The 20,715-nt window shown below is 54.2% G+C and carries 16 protein-coding genes; all 16 read left to right on the forward strand.

The features are described from left to right. Positions 1-4 precede the first annotated feature (4 nt). Positions 5-1,417, forward strand: coding sequence for an aldehyde dehydrogenase family protein (locus ACFCTO_RS00500; protein ID WP_370842359.1), 1,413 nt, complete (start codon positions 5-7; stop codon positions 1,415-1,417). Positions 1,418-1,443: 26 nt separating this feature from the next. Beyond that, positions 1,444-2,697 carry an NAD(P)-dependent malic enzyme gene (locus ACFCTO_RS00505; protein WP_370842357.1) on the forward strand — a complete coding sequence of 418 codons (1,254 nt, stop codon included), beginning with the start codon at positions 1,444-1,446 and terminating at the stop codon, positions 2,695-2,697. A gap of 244 nt (positions 2,698-2,941) precedes the next feature. After that, positions 2,942-3,664 carry a glycerophosphodiester phosphodiesterase gene (locus ACFCTO_RS00510; protein ID WP_499876163.1) on the forward strand — a complete coding sequence of 241 codons (723 nt, stop codon included), beginning with the start codon at positions 2,942-2,944 and terminating at the stop codon, positions 3,662-3,664. Between the two features lies 1 nt (position 3,665). Beyond that, positions 3,666-5,033, forward strand: a complete 1,368-nt coding sequence (locus ACFCTO_RS00515) for an alanine/glycine:cation symporter family protein (protein ID WP_499876164.1) — start codon at positions 3,666-3,668, stop codon at positions 5,031-5,033. Positions 5,034-5,332: 299 nt separating this feature from the next. Then, positions 5,333-6,394 (forward strand): nuclease/transposase family protein, encoded by a 1,062-nt coding sequence (locus ACFCTO_RS00520; protein WP_499876165.1) that lies wholly within the window; start codon positions 5,333-5,335, stop codon positions 6,392-6,394. Positions 6,395-6,704: 310 nt separating this feature from the next. Continuing rightward, positions 6,705-7,610 carry a quinolinate synthase NadA gene (gene nadA, locus ACFCTO_RS00525; protein ID WP_499876166.1) on the forward strand — a complete coding sequence of 302 codons (906 nt, stop codon included), beginning with the start codon at positions 6,705-6,707 and terminating at the stop codon, positions 7,608-7,610. A gap of 15 nt (positions 7,611-7,625) precedes the next feature. Continuing rightward, a complete protein-coding gene (locus tag ACFCTO_RS00530) occupies positions 7,626-8,969 on the forward strand; it encodes an L-aspartate oxidase (RefSeq protein ID WP_499876167.1) in 1,344 nt (447 codons plus the stop codon). Further along, positions 8,938-9,789 (forward strand): carboxylating nicotinate-nucleotide diphosphorylase, encoded by an 852-nt coding sequence (gene nadC / locus ACFCTO_RS00535; protein ID WP_499876243.1) that lies wholly within the window; start codon positions 8,938-8,940, stop codon positions 9,787-9,789. The genes ACFCTO_RS00530 and nadC overlap by 32 nt, the downstream gene beginning before the upstream one ends. Before the next feature lie 128 nt (positions 9,790-9,917). After that, complete coding sequence (locus ACFCTO_RS00540; protein WP_020310481.1) at positions 9,918-10,070, forward strand: hypothetical protein; 153 nt, start codon at positions 9,918-9,920, stop codon at positions 10,068-10,070. Positions 10,071-10,158: 88 nt separating this feature from the next. Next, positions 10,159-11,217: an A/G-specific adenine glycosylase gene (gene mutY / locus ACFCTO_RS00545; protein WP_499876168.1), complete on the forward strand. Its 1,059-nt coding sequence runs from the start codon at positions 10,159-10,161 to the stop codon at positions 11,215-11,217. Positions 11,218-11,220: 3 nt separating this feature from the next. Next, a complete protein-coding gene (locus tag ACFCTO_RS00550) occupies positions 11,221-12,459 on the forward strand; it encodes a metallophosphoesterase (RefSeq protein ID WP_292301683.1) in 1,239 nt (412 codons plus the stop codon). Between the two features lie 16 nt (positions 12,460-12,475). Continuing rightward, on the forward strand, positions 12,476-13,477 hold the full coding sequence (locus ACFCTO_RS00555; protein WP_020310479.1) for a nucleoid-associated protein: 1,002 nt from the start codon (positions 12,476-12,478) through the stop codon (positions 13,475-13,477). Between the two features lie 11 nt (positions 13,478-13,488). Then, complete coding sequence (locus ACFCTO_RS00560) at positions 13,489-13,770, forward strand: hypothetical protein (protein WP_292301688.1); 282 nt, start codon at positions 13,489-13,491, stop codon at positions 13,768-13,770. Between the two features lie 11 nt (positions 13,771-13,781). Then, positions 13,782-15,899 (forward strand): excinuclease ABC subunit UvrB, encoded by a 2,118-nt coding sequence (gene uvrB, locus ACFCTO_RS00565; RefSeq protein WP_499876244.1) that lies wholly within the window; start codon positions 13,782-13,784, stop codon positions 15,897-15,899. 96 nt (positions 15,900-15,995) lie between these two features. After that, complete coding sequence (gene uvrA / locus ACFCTO_RS00570) at positions 15,996-18,851, forward strand: excinuclease ABC subunit UvrA (RefSeq protein WP_299721328.1); 2,856 nt, start codon at positions 15,996-15,998, stop codon at positions 18,849-18,851. A gap of 3 nt (positions 18,852-18,854) precedes the next feature. Beyond that, on the forward strand, positions 18,855-20,681 hold the full coding sequence (gene uvrC / locus ACFCTO_RS00575; protein ID WP_302484945.1) for an excinuclease ABC subunit UvrC: 1,827 nt from the start codon (positions 18,855-18,857) through the stop codon (positions 20,679-20,681). Positions 20,682-20,715 lie beyond the last annotated feature (34 nt).

Raw genomic sequence — 20,715 nt, forward strand, 5'->3', positions numbered from 1 at the left:
TTTCATGGATTTGAAAAAACTATATATCGATGGCCAGTGGGTGGCGCCCTTGTCTGGCCAATATATTGACGTAGAAAATCCGGCGACGAAAGAAATCTTCGCCACTGTCGCCGCGGCTGGTGCCGATGATGTCGCTGCCGCTGCCCAGGCGGCTGCCAAAGCTTTCCCGGCCTGGTCGGCTATGCCGCTGGAAGACCGCATCACCTTCATGAAGAACCTGCTGGTCCAGATGATTAGATTGGAACCGCAGTTCGTCGACGCCGTCGTCAAGGAATTAGGGGCGCCTGTAGCCTTTGCCAGGACCAACCATATTGGCTACCAGTTCGTGCGGACCCAGTCGTATATCGACTTGGCACCGGAATTGCCACTGGTCGAACATCTGTCCCAATCCGTCGTCTACCGCCGGCCTTTGGGCGTCATCGGCTGTATCACGCCGTGGAATTATCCTTTAGGGCAGATTATCCAGAAAGTCGTACCGGCCCTGCTCGTCGGGGCGACGGTCGTCCTCAAGCCGAGCCAGCATACGCCGGTGACGGCGTACTACCTGGCCGAAGCCTTTGACCGGGCCGGTTTCCCCAAAGGCGTCTTCAATCTCGTCGCCGGCCGGGGCAGCCAGGTTGGCAATGCCATCTGCGACGACCCGAATATCGCCATGGTATCCTTTACGGGGTCGACGGCAGCCGGCATCAAGGTATCCCAGCGCGCCCTGGGGTCGATGAAGCGCATTAGCATGGAATTGGGCGGCAAATCGCCTTTTGTCCTCTTGAAGGGGGCAGACTACGAAAAGGCTATCCGCATGTGCTTCAATTCCATTTTCCTCAACAGTGGCCAGACCTGTACGGCTCTGTCGCGCCTGCTCATCCCGCGGGACGACAAGGAACAGATTGAACAGCTCATGTTGAAGATACTGCCGGAATATACTGTAGGCGACCCGGCTCTGGAAACGACGAAAATCGGTCCTGTCGCATCGTATGACCAGTGGCAGACCGTCGATGCCTACATCGCCAAGGGCCTGGAAGAAGGGGCGACACTTCTGGCTGGCGGCCGTCCGGATGCGCCGGACCACGGTTACTATGTCAAGCCCGTCATCTTTACGGACGTAACCAATGACATGACCATTGCCCGCGAAGAAATCTTCGGCCCCGTCCTCAGCGTCATCGCTTATGATACCGTCGACGAAGCCCTGGCCATTGCCAACGATACGCCTTATGGCCTCAACGCTGCCGTCTGGGGACCGGACAAGGAAGAAGCCTCGAAGGTGGCAGCAGCCGTTTTGTCGGGCAACGTCTACGTCAACGACAGCCCGCGCGACGTCACAGCGCCTTTCGGCGGCTTTAAGGACAGTGGTATCGGTCGCGAAGGCGGCAAAGATGGGATGTTGGAATTTACAGAACCCCAGGCCATTTTTAATGCATAAACAGTTATAGGAGGAGTTTTAGCGTCATGAATTTCGATGAAGAAGCCATGAAAATCCGCCGCGGCAAACACGGCGTTATTGAAACCATTCCCCGGGAAGTCCTCAAGACCCACGACGACCTGAGTATTCTTTATACGCCTGGCGTTGCCCAGCCGTGCCGGGAAATCACTAAGGACCCGGATTTGTCTTTCGACTTGACCTGCCGTGGCAATATGATCGCCGTCGTATCGGACGGGACCCGCGTCCTCGGCCTGGGCGACATCGGCCCGGAAGCTGCCATGCCGGTCATGGAAGGGAAGTCCATTCTCTTCAAGGTCTTTGGCGGCGTCAATGCCGTTCCTATCTGCCTGGATACAAAGGACCCAAAAGAATTCATCGAAACCGTGAAGCGCCTGCAGCCGTCTTTCGCCGGTATCAACCTGGAAGACATTGCCTCGCCGAAATGCTATGAAATCGAACAGACCTTGAAAAAAGAAATGGATATCCCTGTCTTCCATGATGACCAGCACGGTACGGCCATTGCCGCCCTGGCCGGCGTCATCGGTGCCTTCCGCTATGTCCATAAGGACTTGAAGACAGCCCGTATCGTCATTAATGGGGCAGGGGCTGCCGGCGCTTCCATCGGCCGCCTCCTGGTCCGCGCCGGAGCTCGGAACGTCACCATGGTCGACCGTCCGGGAATTCTCTACGCTGGCATGGAAGGCCTGAACCCGGTCCAGGCGGAACTGGCATCACTGACCAATCCGTCCCATGCCCACGGGACCCTGGCTGATGCCGTCAAAGGGGCCGACCTCCTCCTAGGCGTATCGGCACCGCACATCTTCACTAAAGACATCATCCAGTCCATGGCCGACGATGCCGTCGTCTTCGCCATGGCCAACCCCATCCCGGAAACGGACTACGCCTCTGCCAAAGAGGCCGGTGCCAAAGTCGTCGGTACTGGCCGGTCGGATGCACCGAATCAGATCAATAACGTCATGGTCTTCCCGGGTATCTTCCGCGGCGCCCTGGCCGTCCGGGCCCGCAGCATCAACGAAGACATGAAACTGGCTGCGTCTTACGCCATCGCCTCCCTGGTCGGCGATGACGAACTGGCCGAAGACCACGTCATCCCCGACGCCTTCGACAAACGCGTCGCTCCGGCCGTCGCCGCAGCCGTCGCCAAAGCTGCCATGGAAAGCGGCGTCGCCCGCATCACCCGTGACCCAGAAGAAGTCCGCCAGGAAGCGGCAGACACTATCGACAAACTCCACGCCATGCTCGACTTGATCCATGGGTAGGGGCTAGCAGTTATTAGTTCGTGGCTCGGTGAGATTGCAAGCTGAAAAATAACATTACTGTAAAACAGGTCATTGCATAAATTTTTTTATTATCATGCAATGACCTGTTTTTATTTATTGTAAAAAATGATATAAATATTATAATTTGTGAAATATTGTAAATTATATCATGAAAAGTTTTTCTTGATTCGTCGAGCAGATATACTCTATAATGGACACAGAATTATTACTAGGAGGTTTTTTCATGAAAAATTTTGCGCATCGCGGATTTAGCGGCAAGTATCCAGAAAATACGATGCTCGCTTTCCGCAAGGCCTTAGAATGTGGGGCCGATGGAATTGAAATGGATGTACAGCTGACCAAAGATGGAGAGCTCGTAGTCATCCATGATGAACGAGTCGACAGGACGACGAATGGTACCGGCTACGTCCGCGATTATACGCTGGATGAGCTGCGGAAACTCGATGCTTCGTATATCTATTCAGATGAAGTAGGATTCCAGACAACCCCGACTTTTGATGAATATTGCCAGTGGGTTTCCGGGACTCCCTTGGTGACGAATATTGAATTGAAGACCGGCGTTTATCCTTATCCGGGAATTGAAGCCAAGGTATGGCCCGTTTTGCAGCGCTATCATTTAGAAGAAAAAGTCATTATTTCTAGTTTCAATCATGAAAGTGTCTTACGGATGAAAGCCTTAGCGCCGGACTTGAAGTATGGATTGCTGACAGAAACGTGGCTTATCAACCCTGGAGCTTATACAGAAAGCGTTGGCGTTCAATGTTATCATCCCTATTATGGCAGTTTGACCGCCGAAACGGTAGCCGAAATCAAATCCCATCATATTGAAATCAATACGTTTACCGTCAATGATGAAGCCAGCGTCAAGCAGCTGCGTGATTATGGTGTCGATTGTGTCATTGGGAATTTCCCAGATATGGTAAAGCGCATCTTGGAAGGAGATTGACATGGAAAATTTAGAAGCGATTATCCAATTGATTGATTCCTGGTTATGGGGGAGATGGCTGGTCTTCGTTTTACTGGCTTTAGGGATTTTGTATACCATTTCTAATGGATTCATCCAGGTCCGTCATTTTGGCTTCATTATCCGCCTGACCCTCATTGATTCTTATAAATCCCGTCATGAAGATAAAGGCAATGGTTCTATTTCTACCTTCAAGGCTATGATGGTTACTTTAGCTGGCAACGTCGGCGGCGGTAATGTCGTAGGCGTAGCTACGGCAATCCTCTCTGGCGGCATGGGTGCCGTTTTCTGGATGTGGGTAGCTGCCTTTTTCGGCATGGCTTTGAAATACGGTGAAATCGTTTTATCCCAGATGTACCGGGGCAAAGATGAAAATGGCAATCTCCTCAGCGGGCCTATGTATTACATCCGCGATGGCCTTAAAATGCCTTGGCTCGGTGTCGTCATCGCCGTGCTGATGTGCACGAAGATGATGGGGGCTAACTTGGTGCAATCGAATACGATTTCCGGTATCCTTTATTCCAACTATGGGGTTCCGACGTACATGACCGGTGTCGTTCTCATCATCTTGCTTTTATGTATCACTTTGGGCGGCTTGAAACGGCTGGCTAATCTGGCCATGAACCTCGTTCCTACCATGTCTATCTTTTATATCGTCATTGGTCTGTTGGTCGTCTTATTGAATATCCAGCAGTTGCCGCATGTATTCGCCGAAATCCTTACCCAGGCCTGGTCTTTTGATTCCGTTGCCGGCGGCACGGGCGGCTATGTCATTGCCAAGGCTATGCAGTACGGGATTGCCCGCGGTATGTATTCCAATGAAGCTGGGGAAGGTACAGCCCCGTTTGCTCACGGCTGCTCCATCGTGCCGCATCCCGTTGATGAAGGGATTACAGGCGTTACAGAAGTCTTTGTCGACACTATCGTCATCTGCAGCATTACGGCCCTTGTCGTCGGCGTTACAGATATGCAGAACTCCGGCCATTCGGCAACCGTCCTGGCTCTCAATGCTTTCGGTACAGTTTGGGAACCGTTGAAACACGCCGGTACATTGGCTCTGCTCATCTTCTGCTTTACGACTTTGATGGGCCAGTGGTGGAACGCTGCCAAGAGCTTCACTTATGCGTTTGGCAATAAAGTCACGAACGTCGTAAAATACATTTTCCCCTTCTTGTGCCTCATCGGTTCCTTGGGTAAAATCAATCTCGTCTGGGGTATCCAGGACGTTGCTATGGGCTTGGTTGTCATTCCTAACATGATTGCCCTGCTCATTCTCTTCCCGCAGGTGAGGGCTAAGACCAAAGAATATTTCAGTGACCCGAAATACTACGACCACACCACTAATAACTAACTGCTAACAACTGAAAAGAGCCTGTCGCACGTAATCGTGCACGGGTTCTTTTTCTGTATGCAAAAATATCATAGCTTTATAGTCCTTCTTTGAGGCCTGTCTGTTCGGACTCAGAAGCGGCTTTGCCGCAGTAGACTCTGGACCGTAGGGGCTTGCACGTGGCAAGCCCGTTTCAGAATGGGGGATGATAGCTTATCAGAAGAGGTGTCTGATTCGATTCGTCACTCCAAGAATTGCACCTTATTCGCGTTGTACAAAAAGAATATATTTGCTAAAATGAGAGCAAAGGAGGTGGACCGATGAGCCAATTAGACACAGCAATCGATGAGGCGTTAGTGGGAAATGATAGATTAAGATATGATAAAGCAGCAAAAGGTGTGTTATCAGAAAAGAAAATCCTGGCTTATATCTTGAAGCGGACTATACCCGAATTTGCATCGGCCAGCCTCAATGATATCGCTGGCCGATACATCGAAGGTAAGCCATTGGTAAGCGTAGTACCGGTATATAAAGACAAAACCAATGCTGTGCGTCACTATTTGGAAAAGCAGGACAATCCTAATATACATGGGATGCAGAATGAGGATAATAGTATTACAGAAGGCAGTGTGACTTTTGATATCTTGTTCCATGCAAAAGCTCCTGGTACGGATGACTTAATTACGTTGATTATTAATGTAGAAGCCCAGAAATCATTGTCGCCTAAGAACAAAAAGGGGGAAGTTTATCCGCTGATGAAATGGGCTGTATACTATATCAGTCGCCTCATTTCTTCTCAAAAGGAAACAGAATTCACGGGCAGTGATTATGGTAAGATTAAAAAGGTTTATTCTATTTGGATTTGTATGGAAAGTCCGCATGGGAAAAATGCTATCAATCGCTATCAGTTAAAAGAACAACATCTGCTGCACCGCTATAAAGAACCCGTAGTAAATTATGATCTCATGGGCATTATCTTCGTATATCTGGGAAATAATAGGACGCGAGACCGGTTGATGCACCTGTTATATTTATTGTTTGTCAAAAAGATGAAATCAGAAGATCTACTGACAGCCTTACATGATGAATATGACATTGATTTGACGGCTAAAGGGAAGGAGGATGTCACGACTATGTGCAACTTAGGTGAAGGACTCTATGAAAGAGCCATGGAAAAAGGCTTGGAAAAGGGTATAGAAAAAGGCATAAAAAAAGGTATAGAAAAAGGCGTTGAGCAAGAAAAACGAAATTCTGAACGGAAAGACCGGGAAGCAGCGCTCGAAATGATTAAAGATGGTCTATCCTTTGAGCAAATTGCCCGGTACATGAAACTTTCTATCGAAGCAGTCGCTGAAATTGCCAAGCAAAATAAATTGATATAAGGTGATAGTTTGTAATACGGAGTTTGTAGTTTTCAGAGCAAACCTTTAAATTTCAAGCCATCCGCTAACCCCTAGCCACTAGCGGCTAACCACTAAAAAGAGGCTGTCTTAATGCGACAGCCTCTTTTTTACATCCTGCACTGTCTTGACAGTAGTATTGTCAAATCTTTACCGATACGGTATAATAGGGTAAACAAAAAAACGGTCTATCCCGAAAGGGATGATGCGCCGTTATGTACTTTAAATAAAAGAGGTTGTCACATGAAGGTGTCTTTATGGGGCAACCTCTTCACTGAAAGGATGAAGTTTGGTGTATATCGAAGATGAGATTGCAGCTCTGAAAAAAGAGAAGCAGGCTATTATCCTTGCTCACTATTATGTACCTGATGAAGTTCAGGAATATGCAGATTTTGTCGGTGATTCTTTTGGCCTGGCCAAGAAGGCGATTGAAACGGATGCCAAGGTCATCGTCTTTGCCGGTGTCGACTTTATGGGGGAAAGTGCCAAGATGCTCAACCCGGAAAAGAAGGTCCTCATGCCCGATGCGACGGCCAGCTGCCCTATGGCTCATATGGCTGACGTAAAGACGATTGAAAAAGTCCGTTCCCAATATGATGATCTGGCCGTTGTCTGCTATGTCAATTCGACGGCTGCTGTCAAGGCTGTGTCCGATGTCTGCGTCACGTCGTCGAATGCCGTCAAGATTGTCCGGAAACTGCCGAACAAGCATATTTTCTTTACGCCTGACCGGAATCTGGGTCATTACGTATCGACGCAGGTCCCGGACAAGCATTTTATCCTCAACGACGGCTTCTGTCCGCGCCATGATACGGTCGACCCGGCTTATGTGAAACAGGTCCAGGCGGCTCATCCCCAGGCCTTGTTCCTGGCCCATCCGGAATGCCGCAAAGAAGTCCTGGCCCTGGCCGATTATGTCGGCAGTACGTCGGGCATCATCGACTATGCCGGCAAGTCCGATGCCAAGGAATTCATCATCGGTACGGAAGGCGGCGTCTTCTATGAATTAGAGACGCGCAATCCGGATAAGACTTTTTATCCGGCCATGGAAGATGCATACTGCATCAATATGAAAAAAGTCACGCTGGAAAAAGTCCGCGACTGCCTACGCGATGAAACGAATGAAGTCCGCGTCGATCCGGACGTCGCCGGAAAAGCTGTCCGTTCGCTGGAACGGATGCTGGAATTAGCCAAATAGAAGAAGGTAATAGCAATGGAAACAGAAAAAACAGATATCGTCATCGTCGGTACCGGGGCCAGCGGCCTCTTTGCCGCCCTGCATCTGCCCCGGGATAAACGAGTCCTGATGATTACCAAAGATGAAGTAGAAAACAGCGATTCTTTTTTAGCCCAAGGGGGCATCTGCGTCCTTCACGATAAGGACGATTACGACAGTTTCATGGAAGATACACTCAAAGCCGGCCACTATGAAAACCGGCGTGAATCCGTCGATATCATGATCCGCTCGTCGCGGCCGGTCATCAATGAACTCATCGCCTACGGCGTCGATTTTGCCCGCAAAGCCGACGGCTCTCTCGATTATACGCGGGAAGGCTGCCACTCGCGGCCGCGTATCTTGTTCCATGAAGATATTACGGGCAAGGAAATCACCAGCCATCTCTTAGCGGCTGTCCGCCAGCTGCCCAATGTGACTATCCGCGATTTTACGACTATGGTCGACATCGTCACCGACGGGAACCGCTGCCTGGGCATCATCGCCCGCGACAGCCAGGGCCGTTACCGAGCTATCCAGGCCGATGAAACGATTCTGGCCAGTGGCGGTGTCGGCGGCTTGTATGACCATTCGACGAATTTCCCGCATCTCACTGGCGATGCCCTGGCCATTGCCATGCGCCATGGCGTCGAACTGGAACACATCGACTACGTCCAGATCCATCCGACGTCGCTCTATTCCAAAAAGCCGGGCCGGAGCTTCCTTATTTCTGAATCAGTCCGCGGTGAAGGTGCCAAGCTGCGCGGCAAAGACGGTCAGCGTTTTGCCAACGAAGTCCTGCCCCGCGATTTGATGACGGCCGAAATCCGCAAACAGATGAAGAAGGACGACCGCCCCTTCGTCTGGCTCGACATGACCGTCCTCGGCAAAGACGTCATTAAGCATCATTTCCCGCACATTTATGAACGCTGCCTGGAAGACGGCATCGATGCGACGAAGGACTGGGTCCCGGTCACGCCGGCCCAGCACTACTTCATGGGCGGCATCCACGTCGACAAGTACAGCCAGACGACGATGGACCATCTCTATGCCGTCGGCGAAACGAGCTGCAACGGCGTCCACGGCCGCAACCGCCTGGCCAGCAATTCTCTCCTGGAAAGCCTGGTCTTCGGCAAGCGCGCAGCCCAGCACATCGTGGAAACAGAAAAGCAGCCACAGCAGGTAGTCAGTGCCGCCGAGTTTGCCCAAGCCTGTGCGCCGTCAGAAGCCTTCATCGGCAGTCATGAAGATACACTGGCTGAAGAATACCGCCGTCATGTCTTAGGTGAAATGGAAAGGGAGCGTGAATGTGATGAACAGCGTAACCATGAAATTGCAGGCTGATCCTTTGATTTTACAGGCCCTGCAGGAAGACATCACCGGTGAAGACGTGACGACCAATGCCATTTTGCCGGAAGACTGCCTGGGTGAAGCGGAACTCCTGTGCAAACAGGACGGCATCATCGCCGGCCTCGATGTCTTTGCCCGGCCCTTTACTCTGCTGGACGACAAGGTATGGTTCGAGTTTTTCGTCAAAGATGGCGATGAAGTCCATAAAGGCCAGAAACTGGCCAAAGTCGTCGGCAGTATGCGGGCCATCTTGTCGGCCGAACGGGTTGGCCTGAACTATTTGCAGCGCATGAGCGGCATTGCGACTTATACCCACCAGGTCGTATCCTTGTTGGAAGGGACGGGGATGACCCTCGTCGATACGCGCAAGACGACGCCGAACATGCGGGTCTTTGAAAAATACGCCGTCACCGTCGGCGGCGGCAAGAACCACCGCTATAACTTATCGGACGGCATCCTCCTCAAGGACAACCATATCAGTGCCGCCGGCGGCGTGGCCAAGGCCATTGCCATGGCCAAAGCCTATGCGCCTTTCGTCCGCAAGATCGAAGTCGAAACGGAAACGCTGGACATGGTCCGCGAAGCCGTCGGAGCCGGTGCGGACATCATCATGCTGGATAACATGAGCCACGACATGATGAAAGAAGCTGTAGCCCTCATCGACGGCCGGGCTGAAACGGAATGTTCCGGCAACGTGACCAAAGAAAATATCGCCGCCCTGGCCGATATCGGCGTCGATTACATATCCAGCGGTGCCCTGACCCATTCCGCGCCCATCCTGGATTTATCCCTGAAACACCTGCACAGGATATAGTGGTTCGTGGTCCTTGACAAGAGGAAAATCAGCGATATAATGAAGACAAAGAAAAGACAACGATGTCGTCCATGATGTCGTTGTCTTTTTGCTTTTTATTATATCGTGTCTTGAGAGGGGGCCTCTTTATGTATGTATGGCGAATGGAAAAAATCATGGCAGAGAATTTCCGCCAATGGAAAATGCTGCAGCAGTATGAAAAGTATCAGAAAGGGCGCAAAGCCGTGCAGCCCAAGAAAGAGGACCTGCATCTCCGTGACGGCGTCCATTCGGAAACGTGATGAAACTTGAGAGAACGCGTGTTTGACAAAAAGCCTCTGGATTTCTATACTAGTAGTTGATAGTGTAGAAAGAAAGAGGCTTATTTATATGGATATAAAGAAAGAACATTGGAGCCCGCTGCTCCTCGACTGGTTTGCCGCCCATGGCCGGGATCTGCCCTGGCGCGACGAATCGCCGCGGGATCCTTATAAGGTCTGGGTGTCGGAAATCATGCTGCAGCAGACGAAAGTCGAAACCGTCCGTCCCTATTATGACAGCTGGATGGACCATTTCCCGACCATTCCCGCCCTGGCGGCGGCTTCCCAGGATGAAGTCCTGCGGCAGTGGCAGGGCTTGGGGTATTACTCGCGGGCCCGCAACCTCCATGAAGCGGTCCAGGAAGTACAGGCCAAATACGGCGGCCATGTGCCGGAAAATAAAAAAGACGTACAGTCCCTGAAAGGCGTTGGCGATTATACAGCCGGCGCCATTTTAAGCCTGGCTTACGGTCAGAAGGAAGCCGCTGTCGACGGCAACGTCCTGCGCATCTTTGCCCGCCTTTACGATATTGAAGAGAATATCTTGTCGACGCCGGTCAAGAAGAAAATCACGGCTCTCGTAGAAGAACAGCTTCCCGACGAAGCGCCAGGGACCTTTAACGAAGCCCTCATGGACTTAGGGGCCATGGTCTGTATCCCCAAGCATCCCCGCTGTCCGGACTGTCCGCTGGAAGGGCTCTGCCTGGCTCACCGGGCTGGGAAAGAATGTGATCTGCCCATCCGGCTGGTCAAGAAGAAATCGCCTGTCGAAGAAATTACTGTCGTCGTCGTCCGACATGGGGACCAGTGGCTCGTCCACCGCCGTCCGCCCAAGGGCCTCTTGGCGTCGATGTGGGAATTTCCCAATGCCCTGGGGAAGGGGAAAGAGGGCATCGCTGCAGTCCGTCAGCTCTTGGCGCAAAAAGGACTGACCCTGGCTGCCGATGACCAGCCTGTAGGCTCCCTGAAGAGCGTCTTTTCGCATAAGACCTGGCAGATGACGGTCTATGAAGGCTGCATCACCCAGGGGAAACTCGGAGAAGAGGAGGATTGGCAGTGGATCGACTGCAAGGACTACGCGTCCTTGCCCTGGGCCGGACCGCACGGCAAGATCACTGCCATGGTATAATTGATGAAAGGTCTTTTCTTTATTAACTTCATGGTCATTACATCCTGTATCTGCGTCGTCGCGGCGCTGTTATGGGATTATGTCGTCCGCACGGGCCATCGCTGGCTGCTGTTCCTGGGGACATTGCTGCTGGCCGTCTTATCGGCAGCCGGCCTCTACCATTATGAAGACCTCTTTCCCGGCCTCATCGCGTCGGGCTGGGAAGGTCTCTATGACGGCAAGGCCATGGCCGGCCTGATCTGGCTGCTAGCCTGTCTCTTGGCCTTTCCCTGCCTGGTCGTCGTCGCCATAGCCCGCTTTTTCTGCCGGCCCCGGCGCCGCCGGAGAGGGCGTCGGCGTCAACGGCGCTCGTCGGGCGTGACGCGCCGGTCTTTCCTCAAAGGCCTGGCGGCGCTGATCCCCGTGGCGGCTTTCGCCACCAGCGGAGCGGGCAATCTCTTGGGCGAACGCGATTTGGATACGACCTACCATGTCTTGAAATACAAGAACCTGCCCGATTATCTCGACGGCTATAAAATCGGCCAGCTCTCTGACCTGCACATGGGGCTCTTTTTCAGTACACGGCGATTGCAGGAAGCCCTCGATGCCGTAGCGGCACAGGGCGTGAACCGCCTGGAAATCACAGGCGACCTCATCGATGAACTGGCCCTGCTGCCCAAGGCCCAGGCCATCCTCAAAGCCAATGCCAGCCGCTTCCCTGACGGCATCGACTTCTGCTATGGCAATCACGAGTATTACCGCAGTTTCGATGCGATTACAGCCATGCTCGATGACACGCCGGTCCGGGTACTGCGCAATTCCGCCTTCCAGGCCAGCCGCGGCTGCGGTCAGGGCCTGAGGGGCTGCAATGGCCGCGACGGCCGGTCTTTTTATATCGCCGCCACTGATTACAGCTTTGCCAAGGGTGATGAAGCCTTTGCCAAAGAACGGGAACAGTATGTCCGGGAAACGCTGACTAAGGTTCCGGAAGATGCTTTTGTCGTCATGCTGGCCCATCATTCGGCCTTTATCGACGAAGGCTTTGCCCATCACATCCCCCTGACCTTGTGCGGCCATACGCACGGCGCCCAGTTCGCGCCCATTGCGCCCTTGGTCACGGCCCTGGGCTTCAAGTACCTCCGCGGTATGTTCCAGAAAGGGGACTGCCGGGGCTATGTCAACCGCGGCACAGGCCACTGGCTGCCTTTCCGCGTCCTCTGTTCCCGTGAGGCCAGTGTCTTTGAATTACGAAAACAAGCGTAAAGGATGAATGCCCATTATGATGATCAATACCGCTGTACTCCATATTTTTGATTTCAATACCAACGTCTGCATCGTATCCCAGAAGGACCTCGATTTCAGCAGCGATGTCGTCTACGAATACGTCAGCAAGCGGCTGAACCGCATCATCGGCGATGCCGCCCAGAAGACGGGCGTCTTCTATGCGACCAGCGCCTTTCAGATGAAACTGCAGGCCCTCGTCGACGGGACCCTGACTTTCGACGATTTGGCGTCCCAGATCGCCCGCGAGCTCTACCAGCTCGTGTCCCATTGTGATGAACCGGAATCGACAGACCTCCTGGTCATCGACTTCCAGGATGACGACGATGTCCGCAACCTGGGCATCCTCATGCTGGACAACAAGACGGCCTATACCCATCAGATCCTCGACGACGAAGGGACGGTCTACAACAAGCTCATCAAACATTACGCCATCCTGCCCGGGACGGCGCAGAAAGCCGAGGCCTATGCCCTCATCCGCCTGAACGATTTTTCTATCCATTTCGTTGACAAGAAGCGGAAAATGGACGGTGAAGACGTCTACCTCCTGCCGGACAAGCTCCTGCAGTGCACGTCGGTCATTTCCAGCAAGGAAGCCGTGAAGGTCGTCAGCAAGATTGCCGAAAAAGTAGCGGAAGAACACGGCGCCAGCACGGTCGAAGCCTTATCCAAAGCCAAGACCTATCTGGTGGAAAATGCCGAAACGGCCGATTCCTTCTCGCCGCAGGACCTGGGAAGCGACGTCTTCGGCGATTCGCCGGTCCTGCAGCGGGAATTTGAAGAACAAGTCAAAGAAGCGAAACTGCCTGAAGCCGTAGCCATCGAAAAGGAATATGCCCAGAAAGCCGGCCGCAGCCATAAAATCAAGACCGATACGGGCATCGAGATTACTTTTCCGTCGGAATATATCGAAAATACCGACTTCATCCAATTCATCAACAACCCCGATGGGACCTTGTCCATTGAATTGAAGAATATCGGGAAAATCGTCAATAAATAAGGGGGATTATTATGTCACGCAAGAATCGGCGCAAAAAAGCCAGGAATACTGCAGCCGTTCCGGAAGGGACAGCCGCAACGGCACAGCCGAAAAAGAAGAAAGGACCCGCTCACGGTCTGGACCGGAGAACCTGGGTCTTGTACCTCGTCGGCTTTGCTGCCCTGGCCTGGTCCTATTTTGTCTTATTCACCCGCAACTGGTCGGACGCAGGCTTTGCCTTTACCGTCCTGGTTACGGTTCTCTGGCCCTGGTCTTTGTATAAGAATTGGAAGAAAGGGCCGAAAAAGAGGTAACGCTTATGGATATGTCCCATTACAATAAAGATTACGATACGTCCCACCCTTTCCACGTCGTCGCCCCTTATGAACCTATGGGCGACCAGCCCGAGGCCATCGCCTCTCTGGCAGACGGCATCCGTTCCGGCCAATGGGCCCAGGTCCTCGTCGGGGCTACCGGGACGGGCAAGACCTTCACTATGGCCAAGCTCATCGAAGCCGTCCAGAAACCGACCCTGGTCATTGCCCACAATAAGACCCTGGCTGCCCAGCTGTGCAGTGAATTCAAGTCATTCTTTCCCGATAACGAAGTCGGTTATTTCGTCAGTTATTACGACTTCTATCAGCCCGAAGCCTATATCGCCTCGACAGATACGTACATCGAGAAAGACGCGTCCATCAACGATGAAATCGATAAATTGCGCCACTCGGCGACGATGAGCCTCTTTGAACGGCGCGATGTCATCATCGTCGCTTCCGTTTCCTGTATCTACGGCTTAGGCGACCCGGAAGACTACAGTGAACTCGTCGTATCTCTGCGACTGGGGCAGGAAAAGCCGCAGGAAGAAATACTGCACAAGCTCGTCGATATCCAGTACAGCCGCAACGACATGAACCTCGAACGCGGGACCTTTCGCGTCCATGGCGATACAATCGAAGTCTTTCCGGCGGCCTTCGACAATTCCATCATCCGCATCGAAATGTTCGGCGATGAAATCGACAGGCTCACGGAAGTCGACGTCCTGACAGGCGAAGTCATTGCCGAGCGCAAGCACGTCGCCATTTATCCGGCCAGCCATTATGTCACGACAAAGGACAAGATGGAACGGGCCCTGGGGACGATCCGCCAGGAATTGGACGAACGGCTGAAAGTGCTGAAAGACGGCGGCCACTTGCTGGAAGCCCAGCGGCTGGAACAGCGCACGCGCTATGACATGGAAATGATGGAAGAAATGGGCTACTGCTCAGGCATCGAAAACTATTCGCGCCACCTGGCCGGCCGCAAGCCCGGTCAGGCGCCGTATACGCTCCTCGACTATTTCCCCGATGACTTCCTCATCCTCGTCGACGAATCGCATGTCACCCTGCCGCAGCTGCGGGCTATGTACGCTGGCGACCGGTCGCGCAAGGAAAACCTCATCGAATACGGCTTCCGCCTGCCGTCGGCTTTGGATAACAGGCCGTTGAAATTTGAGGAATTCGTCGAACGCATCAACCAGATTGTCTACGTCAGCGCTACGCCTGGCCCTTATGAAATGGAAGTCCAGACCAATCTGGCCCAGCAGATCATCAGGCCGACGGGCCTGTTGGACCCGAAAGTGGAAGTCCGTCCCATTGCCGGACAGATGGATGACCTGTTGGGTGAAATCCGCAAGCGTACAGAAAAGGACGAACGCGTCCTGGTGACGACGCTGACCAAGAAGATGGCCGAAGACCTGACGGATTACCTGAAGGAAATGGGCGTCCGCGTGCGCTATCTCCATTCGGATATCGCCACCATCGAACGGGCCGACATCATTCGCGACCTGCGGGCCGGCGTCTTCGACGTCCTGGTCGGCATCAACCTCCTGCGCGAAGGCCTGGATATGCCGGAAGTCTCGCTGGTAGCCATTCTCGATGCCGATAAAGAAGGCTTCCTGCGTTCAGAAACGTCGCTCATCCAGACTATGGGCCGGGCGGCGCGAAACGTCCATGGACAGGTCATCATGTATGCCGACAAGATTACCGACTCCATGGCCAAGGCTATGGAAGAAACGCAGCGGCGCCGGGAAATCCAGGATGCATATAATAAAAAACATCACATTACGCCGAAATCGGTCAAAAAAGACGTCGTCGACCTCATCGAACTGACGAAAGTCGCCGAAACGGAAGCGGCCTATGGCAGCCAGAAGGGGAAGAAAGGCGGCAAGATGACCCGCGAGGCCCTGAACAAAGTCATCAAGACCATGACCTTGCAGATGAAAGAGGCGTCGAAGAACCTGGAATTTGAAAAAGCCGCCGAACTGCGCGACCGCCTGGGCCAATTGCGCCAGCAGCTGGCCGATATGAGCCACGATGATACCCTGCCTAAAAACATACAGGGCGAAGACATGCCCAAGCGCCGCTACCGCCGCAAGATAAAACGGCCGGATGCGAAGAAGAAGTAAACGTAGTTCGTAGTTCGTGGGTCGTTCCTCGAAGCAGGTTTTAAATTTTAGCCCATCACGACGAACGATGAACGTTATGATAACGGGAGGCACAAAGTGCAAGATAAATATATTGTCATCAAAGGTGCACGTCAGCACAATTTAAAGAATATCGACGTCAAGATTCCCCGGGACAAGCTCGTCGTCTTTACGGGTCTGTCCGGCTCGGGCAAGTCGTCCCTGGCTTTTGATACGATTTATGCCGAAGGCCAGCGCCGCTATGTCGAATCGTTGTCGGCCTATGCCCGGCAGTTCCTGGGCCAGATGGATAAGCCCGACGTCGATTACATCGAAGGCTTGTCGCCGGCCATTTCCATCGACCAGAAGACGACGAGCCGCAATCCCCGGTCGACAGTAGGGACGGTCACGGAAATCTACGATTACCTGCGCCTGCTCTACGCCCGTGTCGGCGAGGCCTACTGCCCGAAATGCGGTAAGCCCATCCGTCAGCAGACCATCGAGCAGATGGCCGATGCCGTTATGGCCCTCGGCGAAGGCGAGAAGGTCATGGTCATGGCGCCTGTCGTCGACGGGCGAAAGGGGACTCATCAGAAGCTCCTGGCCCGGCTGGTCAAAGATGGCTATGTCCGCGTCCGCGTCGACGGCGAAGTCTATCTCTTGTCCGACGATATCCCCCTGGATAAAAATAAAAAGCACACTATCGACGTCATCATCGACCGCCTGGTCATCAAGGACAGTATCTTGACGCGCCTGACTGATTCCCTGGAAACGGCGGCTAAATTGGCCGATGGCATCGTCCATATTTTCCGCATGGCGACGAAAGAGGTCCTGACCTTCAGCCAGCACTTCGCCTGCCCGGACTGCCATGTCAGCCTGCCGGAAATCGAACCCCACCTCTTTTCCTTCAACAGCCCCTTCGGCGCCTGCCCGGCCTGCTCAGGCATTGGCAGCACCATGGAAGTCGACGCGCATCTGGTCCTGCCGGACCACAAGAAATCCTTTGCCGACGGCGCCGTAGCGGCCCTCAGCAGCAACCCCGATTCGTGGTTCATGCGCCAGCTCGGCGGCCTGCTGCGGCCTTACGGTTTTACCTTGGATAACTGCTACGATGACTTGCCGGAAGAATTGCAGGAAAAACTCATGAACGGCTCAGACGATACGTGCGTCTTTGAATACGAGAACCTGCGCGGCGAAGTGAAGCAGTTCGCCACGGCCTTTGAAGGAATCCTGCCCATGGTCCGCCGCCGCTACCGCGAAGCCTCGTCGGACATGATGCGCGACCAGTTCGGCCAGTTCATGACTGTCAAGCCCTGCTCGACGTGCCACGGTGCACGCCTGCGCCACGAAGCGCTGGCCATCAAGATCGGCGGCCTGAACATCGCCGAATTGACGGATTTGCCCGTCAGCGACATGATTTCCTTCTTCGATAACTTGAAATTGACGGAAAAACAGCAGCTCATTGGCAAGCAGATCTTCAAGGAAATCAAGGCCCGCCTGAATTTCTTGCAGACCGTCGGCCTGGACTACCTGACATTGTCGCGGACGGCGGGCACCCTGTCCGGCGGCGAAGCCCAGCGTATCCGCCTGGCCACCCAGATCGGGTCGGGCCTGGTCGGCGTCCTCTATATCCTGGACGAACCGTCCATCGGCCTGCACCAGCGGGACAACGACAAGCTCCTGGAAGCCCTTAAGCGCCTGCGCGACCTGGGCAATACGCTCATTGTCGTCGAACACGATGAAGACACCATGCGTGCTGCCGATTATATCGTCGATATCGGACCGGAAGCAGGGGAACACGGCGGCACTATCGTTGCCCAAGGCACGGCCGATGACATCATGGCCTGCCCTCAGTCTTTGACGGGCCAGTATCTGAAGGGGACCAAGTATATCCCCGTTCCGCAAGAACGGCGCCAGGGGAATGGCACCTTTTTGGAAATCATCGGCGCAGCTGAGCACAATTTAAAACATATAAACGTCTCCATCCCCATCGGGACCCTGACCGTCGTCACCGGCGTGTCCGGCTCGGGCAAGTCGACGCTGGTCAATGAAATCCTCTACAAGGGCATGGCCGAAGCCGTCTACGGCACGCCGCACCGGCCGGGCAGGTTCAAGGCCCTGAAAGGCGTTGAATACATCGACAAGATCATCAACATCGACCAGTCGCCTATCGGCCGGACGCCGCGGTCCAATCCGGCGACGTATACGGGCGTCTTTGACTTCATCCGCCAACTCTACAGCCAGACGGCAGAAGCCAAGGTCCGGGGCTACAAGGCCGGCCGCTTCAGCTTCAACATCAAAGGCGGCCGCTGCGAAGCTTGCAAAGGCGACGGCATCATCCGCATCGAAATGAACTTCCTGCCTGACGTCTACGTCCCCTGTGAAGTCTGCCACGGCGCCCGCTATAACAGGGAAACGCTGGAAGTCAAATACAAGGGCAAGAATATTTCCGACGTCCTCAACATGACTGTCGACGACGCCTGCCAGTTCTTTGAAAACATACCGCGCATCGTCAATAAGCTGAAGACGCTGCAGCAAGTCGGCCTGGGCTATATCCGCCTGGGCCAGCCGGCGACGACCCTGTCCGGCGGCGAAGCCCAGCGGGTCAAGCTGGCGACGGAATTGTCCAAGCGCAGTACCGGCCGGACCCTGTATATCCTCGACGAACCGACGACGGGCCTGCATACGGCGGATATCCACAAGCTCATGGACGTCTTGCAGATGCTCGTCGACGGCGGCGATACGGTCGTCGTCATCGAACACAACCTGGACGTCATCAAGACGGCAGACTACCTCATCGACCTCGGTCCCGAAGGCGGTGCCGGCGGCGGTACGGTCGTCGCCACGGGGACGCCCGAAGAAATCTGCCAGGTACCGGAATCCTATACGGGTCAGTTCCTCAAGCCCGTCCTGGAACGGACCAAGGCCATCATGGCCGGCAAGAAGGGGGTATAAGCCATGGCCGTCAGCGAGGCCGTCCGGGAAAAAGTCCGCAACCTGCCGACCCAGCCCGGCGTCTATCTCTGGAAGGATGAAAAGGGCAAGATCATTTACGTTGGCAAAGCCGTCAACCTGCGCAACCGCGTGACCAGTTACGTCCGCCACGATGCCAACAGGGCGCCGAAAGTAGCGGCCATGGTCAGCCATGCTGCCGATTTGGAAACCATCGTCGTCGCCACGGAAATGGAAGCTCTCATCCTGGAAAATACGCTCATCAAGAAATACCATCCCCATTACAATATTATGCTCCGCGACGACAAGACCTATCCTTATATCAAGGTCACTGTCCAGGAAGATTATCCGCGCATCTTCATGACCCGCCGCGTCAGCCGCGACGGCGCCCGCTATTTCGGACCCTTTGCCGACTCGACGGCAGTCCACCGTGTCCTGAAACTCATGCAGCGGGCTTACCATATCCGCTCGTGCCGGACCATGCCGACAGACCGGCCGTGCCTGCAATATCACTTGCACCACTGTGATGCGCCGTGCGTCCACTATATTACCAAAGCCGACTACGGGGCCCGGGTCCGCCAGGCCCTGGATATCCTCGAAGGCCGGGACAGCGGCATTTCCCGGTCGCTTCAGCAGGAGATGGAAGACGCTGCTGAATCCATGGAATTCGAAAAGGCCGCCATGTACCGCGACCAGATCAAGGCCATTGCCGTCATCCAGGAACAGCAGAACATCGTCAATACGGCTGGCGGCGATATGGACGTCATCGGCCTGGCCCGCCAGGCCGGACAGACGTGCGTCCAGATCTATACGGTCCGCATGGGCAAGCTCATGGGACGGGAGACCTTTTCCCTGGACAACAGCAGCGATGACGACGTGCCGTCTCTGATGGAAGCCGTCGTCGATCAGTATTACAGCGACGGGACCTTCATCCCGTCAGAAATCGTCGTGCCGGCCCTGGAAGACCTGGACGGCTGCGAACGCCGCCTGAGCCAGCAGAAGGGCAGGAAAGTGACCGTCGTCATTCCCCAGCGGGGGCCGAAGAAACAGCTCCTGGACATGGCTTCCGAAAATGCAGTCGGCCTGTTGGAACAGAAACGCCTGCAATGGCAGCACGACGTAGACAAGACGACCGGTGCCGTCGAAGGCCTGGCGCGCATCCTCAATCTGCCCTGCCTGCCGGAGCGCATGGAGTGCTTCGATATTTCCCATACCCAGGGGATAGAGACCGTGGCCTCGATGGTCGTCTTCGAGCACGGTCAGCCGGCTAAGAAAGAGTATCGCCGCTTCAAACTGAAGACCGTCCAGGGCAAGCCTGATGACTTTAAGTCCATGGCGGAAATCATGGAACGGCGCTATGGCGAAAAGGATTGGCCCGTGCCGGACCTGATCATCATCGACGGCGGCAAAGGCCAGCTCCATGCGGCCCTGCCGGTCATCCGCCAGGCTGGCTGCGAAGCACCGGTCATCAGTCTGGCCAAGCGCATCGAAGAAGTCTTCGTCGAAGGCCGCAGCGATTCCATCATCCTCAGCCATCACACGCCGGAACTCCAGCTGCTGCAGGCCATCCGCGACGAAGCCCACCGCTTTGCCATTACCTATCACCGTCACCTGCGGGGTAAGCGCAGTCTCGTATCCATCCTGGACCACGTCGAAGGCATCGGGCCCAAGCGGCGCAAGGCCTTGTGGACGGCTTTCAAGACGCTGGCCGACATGAAGACCGCTTCCATTGACGAACTGGCTGCCGTGCCGGGCATGAACCGCCAGGCTGCGGAAAATGTCTATTATTTCTTTCGCCTGGGGACGGATGAAAAGAGGAAATTGACCCAATAGATATGATATAATAGAAAGAAATGAAAGAGGAGGG

Source organism: Megasphaera indica, from assembly GCF_046614755.1.
Lineage (GTDB): Bacteria > Bacillota > Negativicutes > Veillonellales > Megasphaeraceae > Megasphaera > Megasphaera intestinihominis.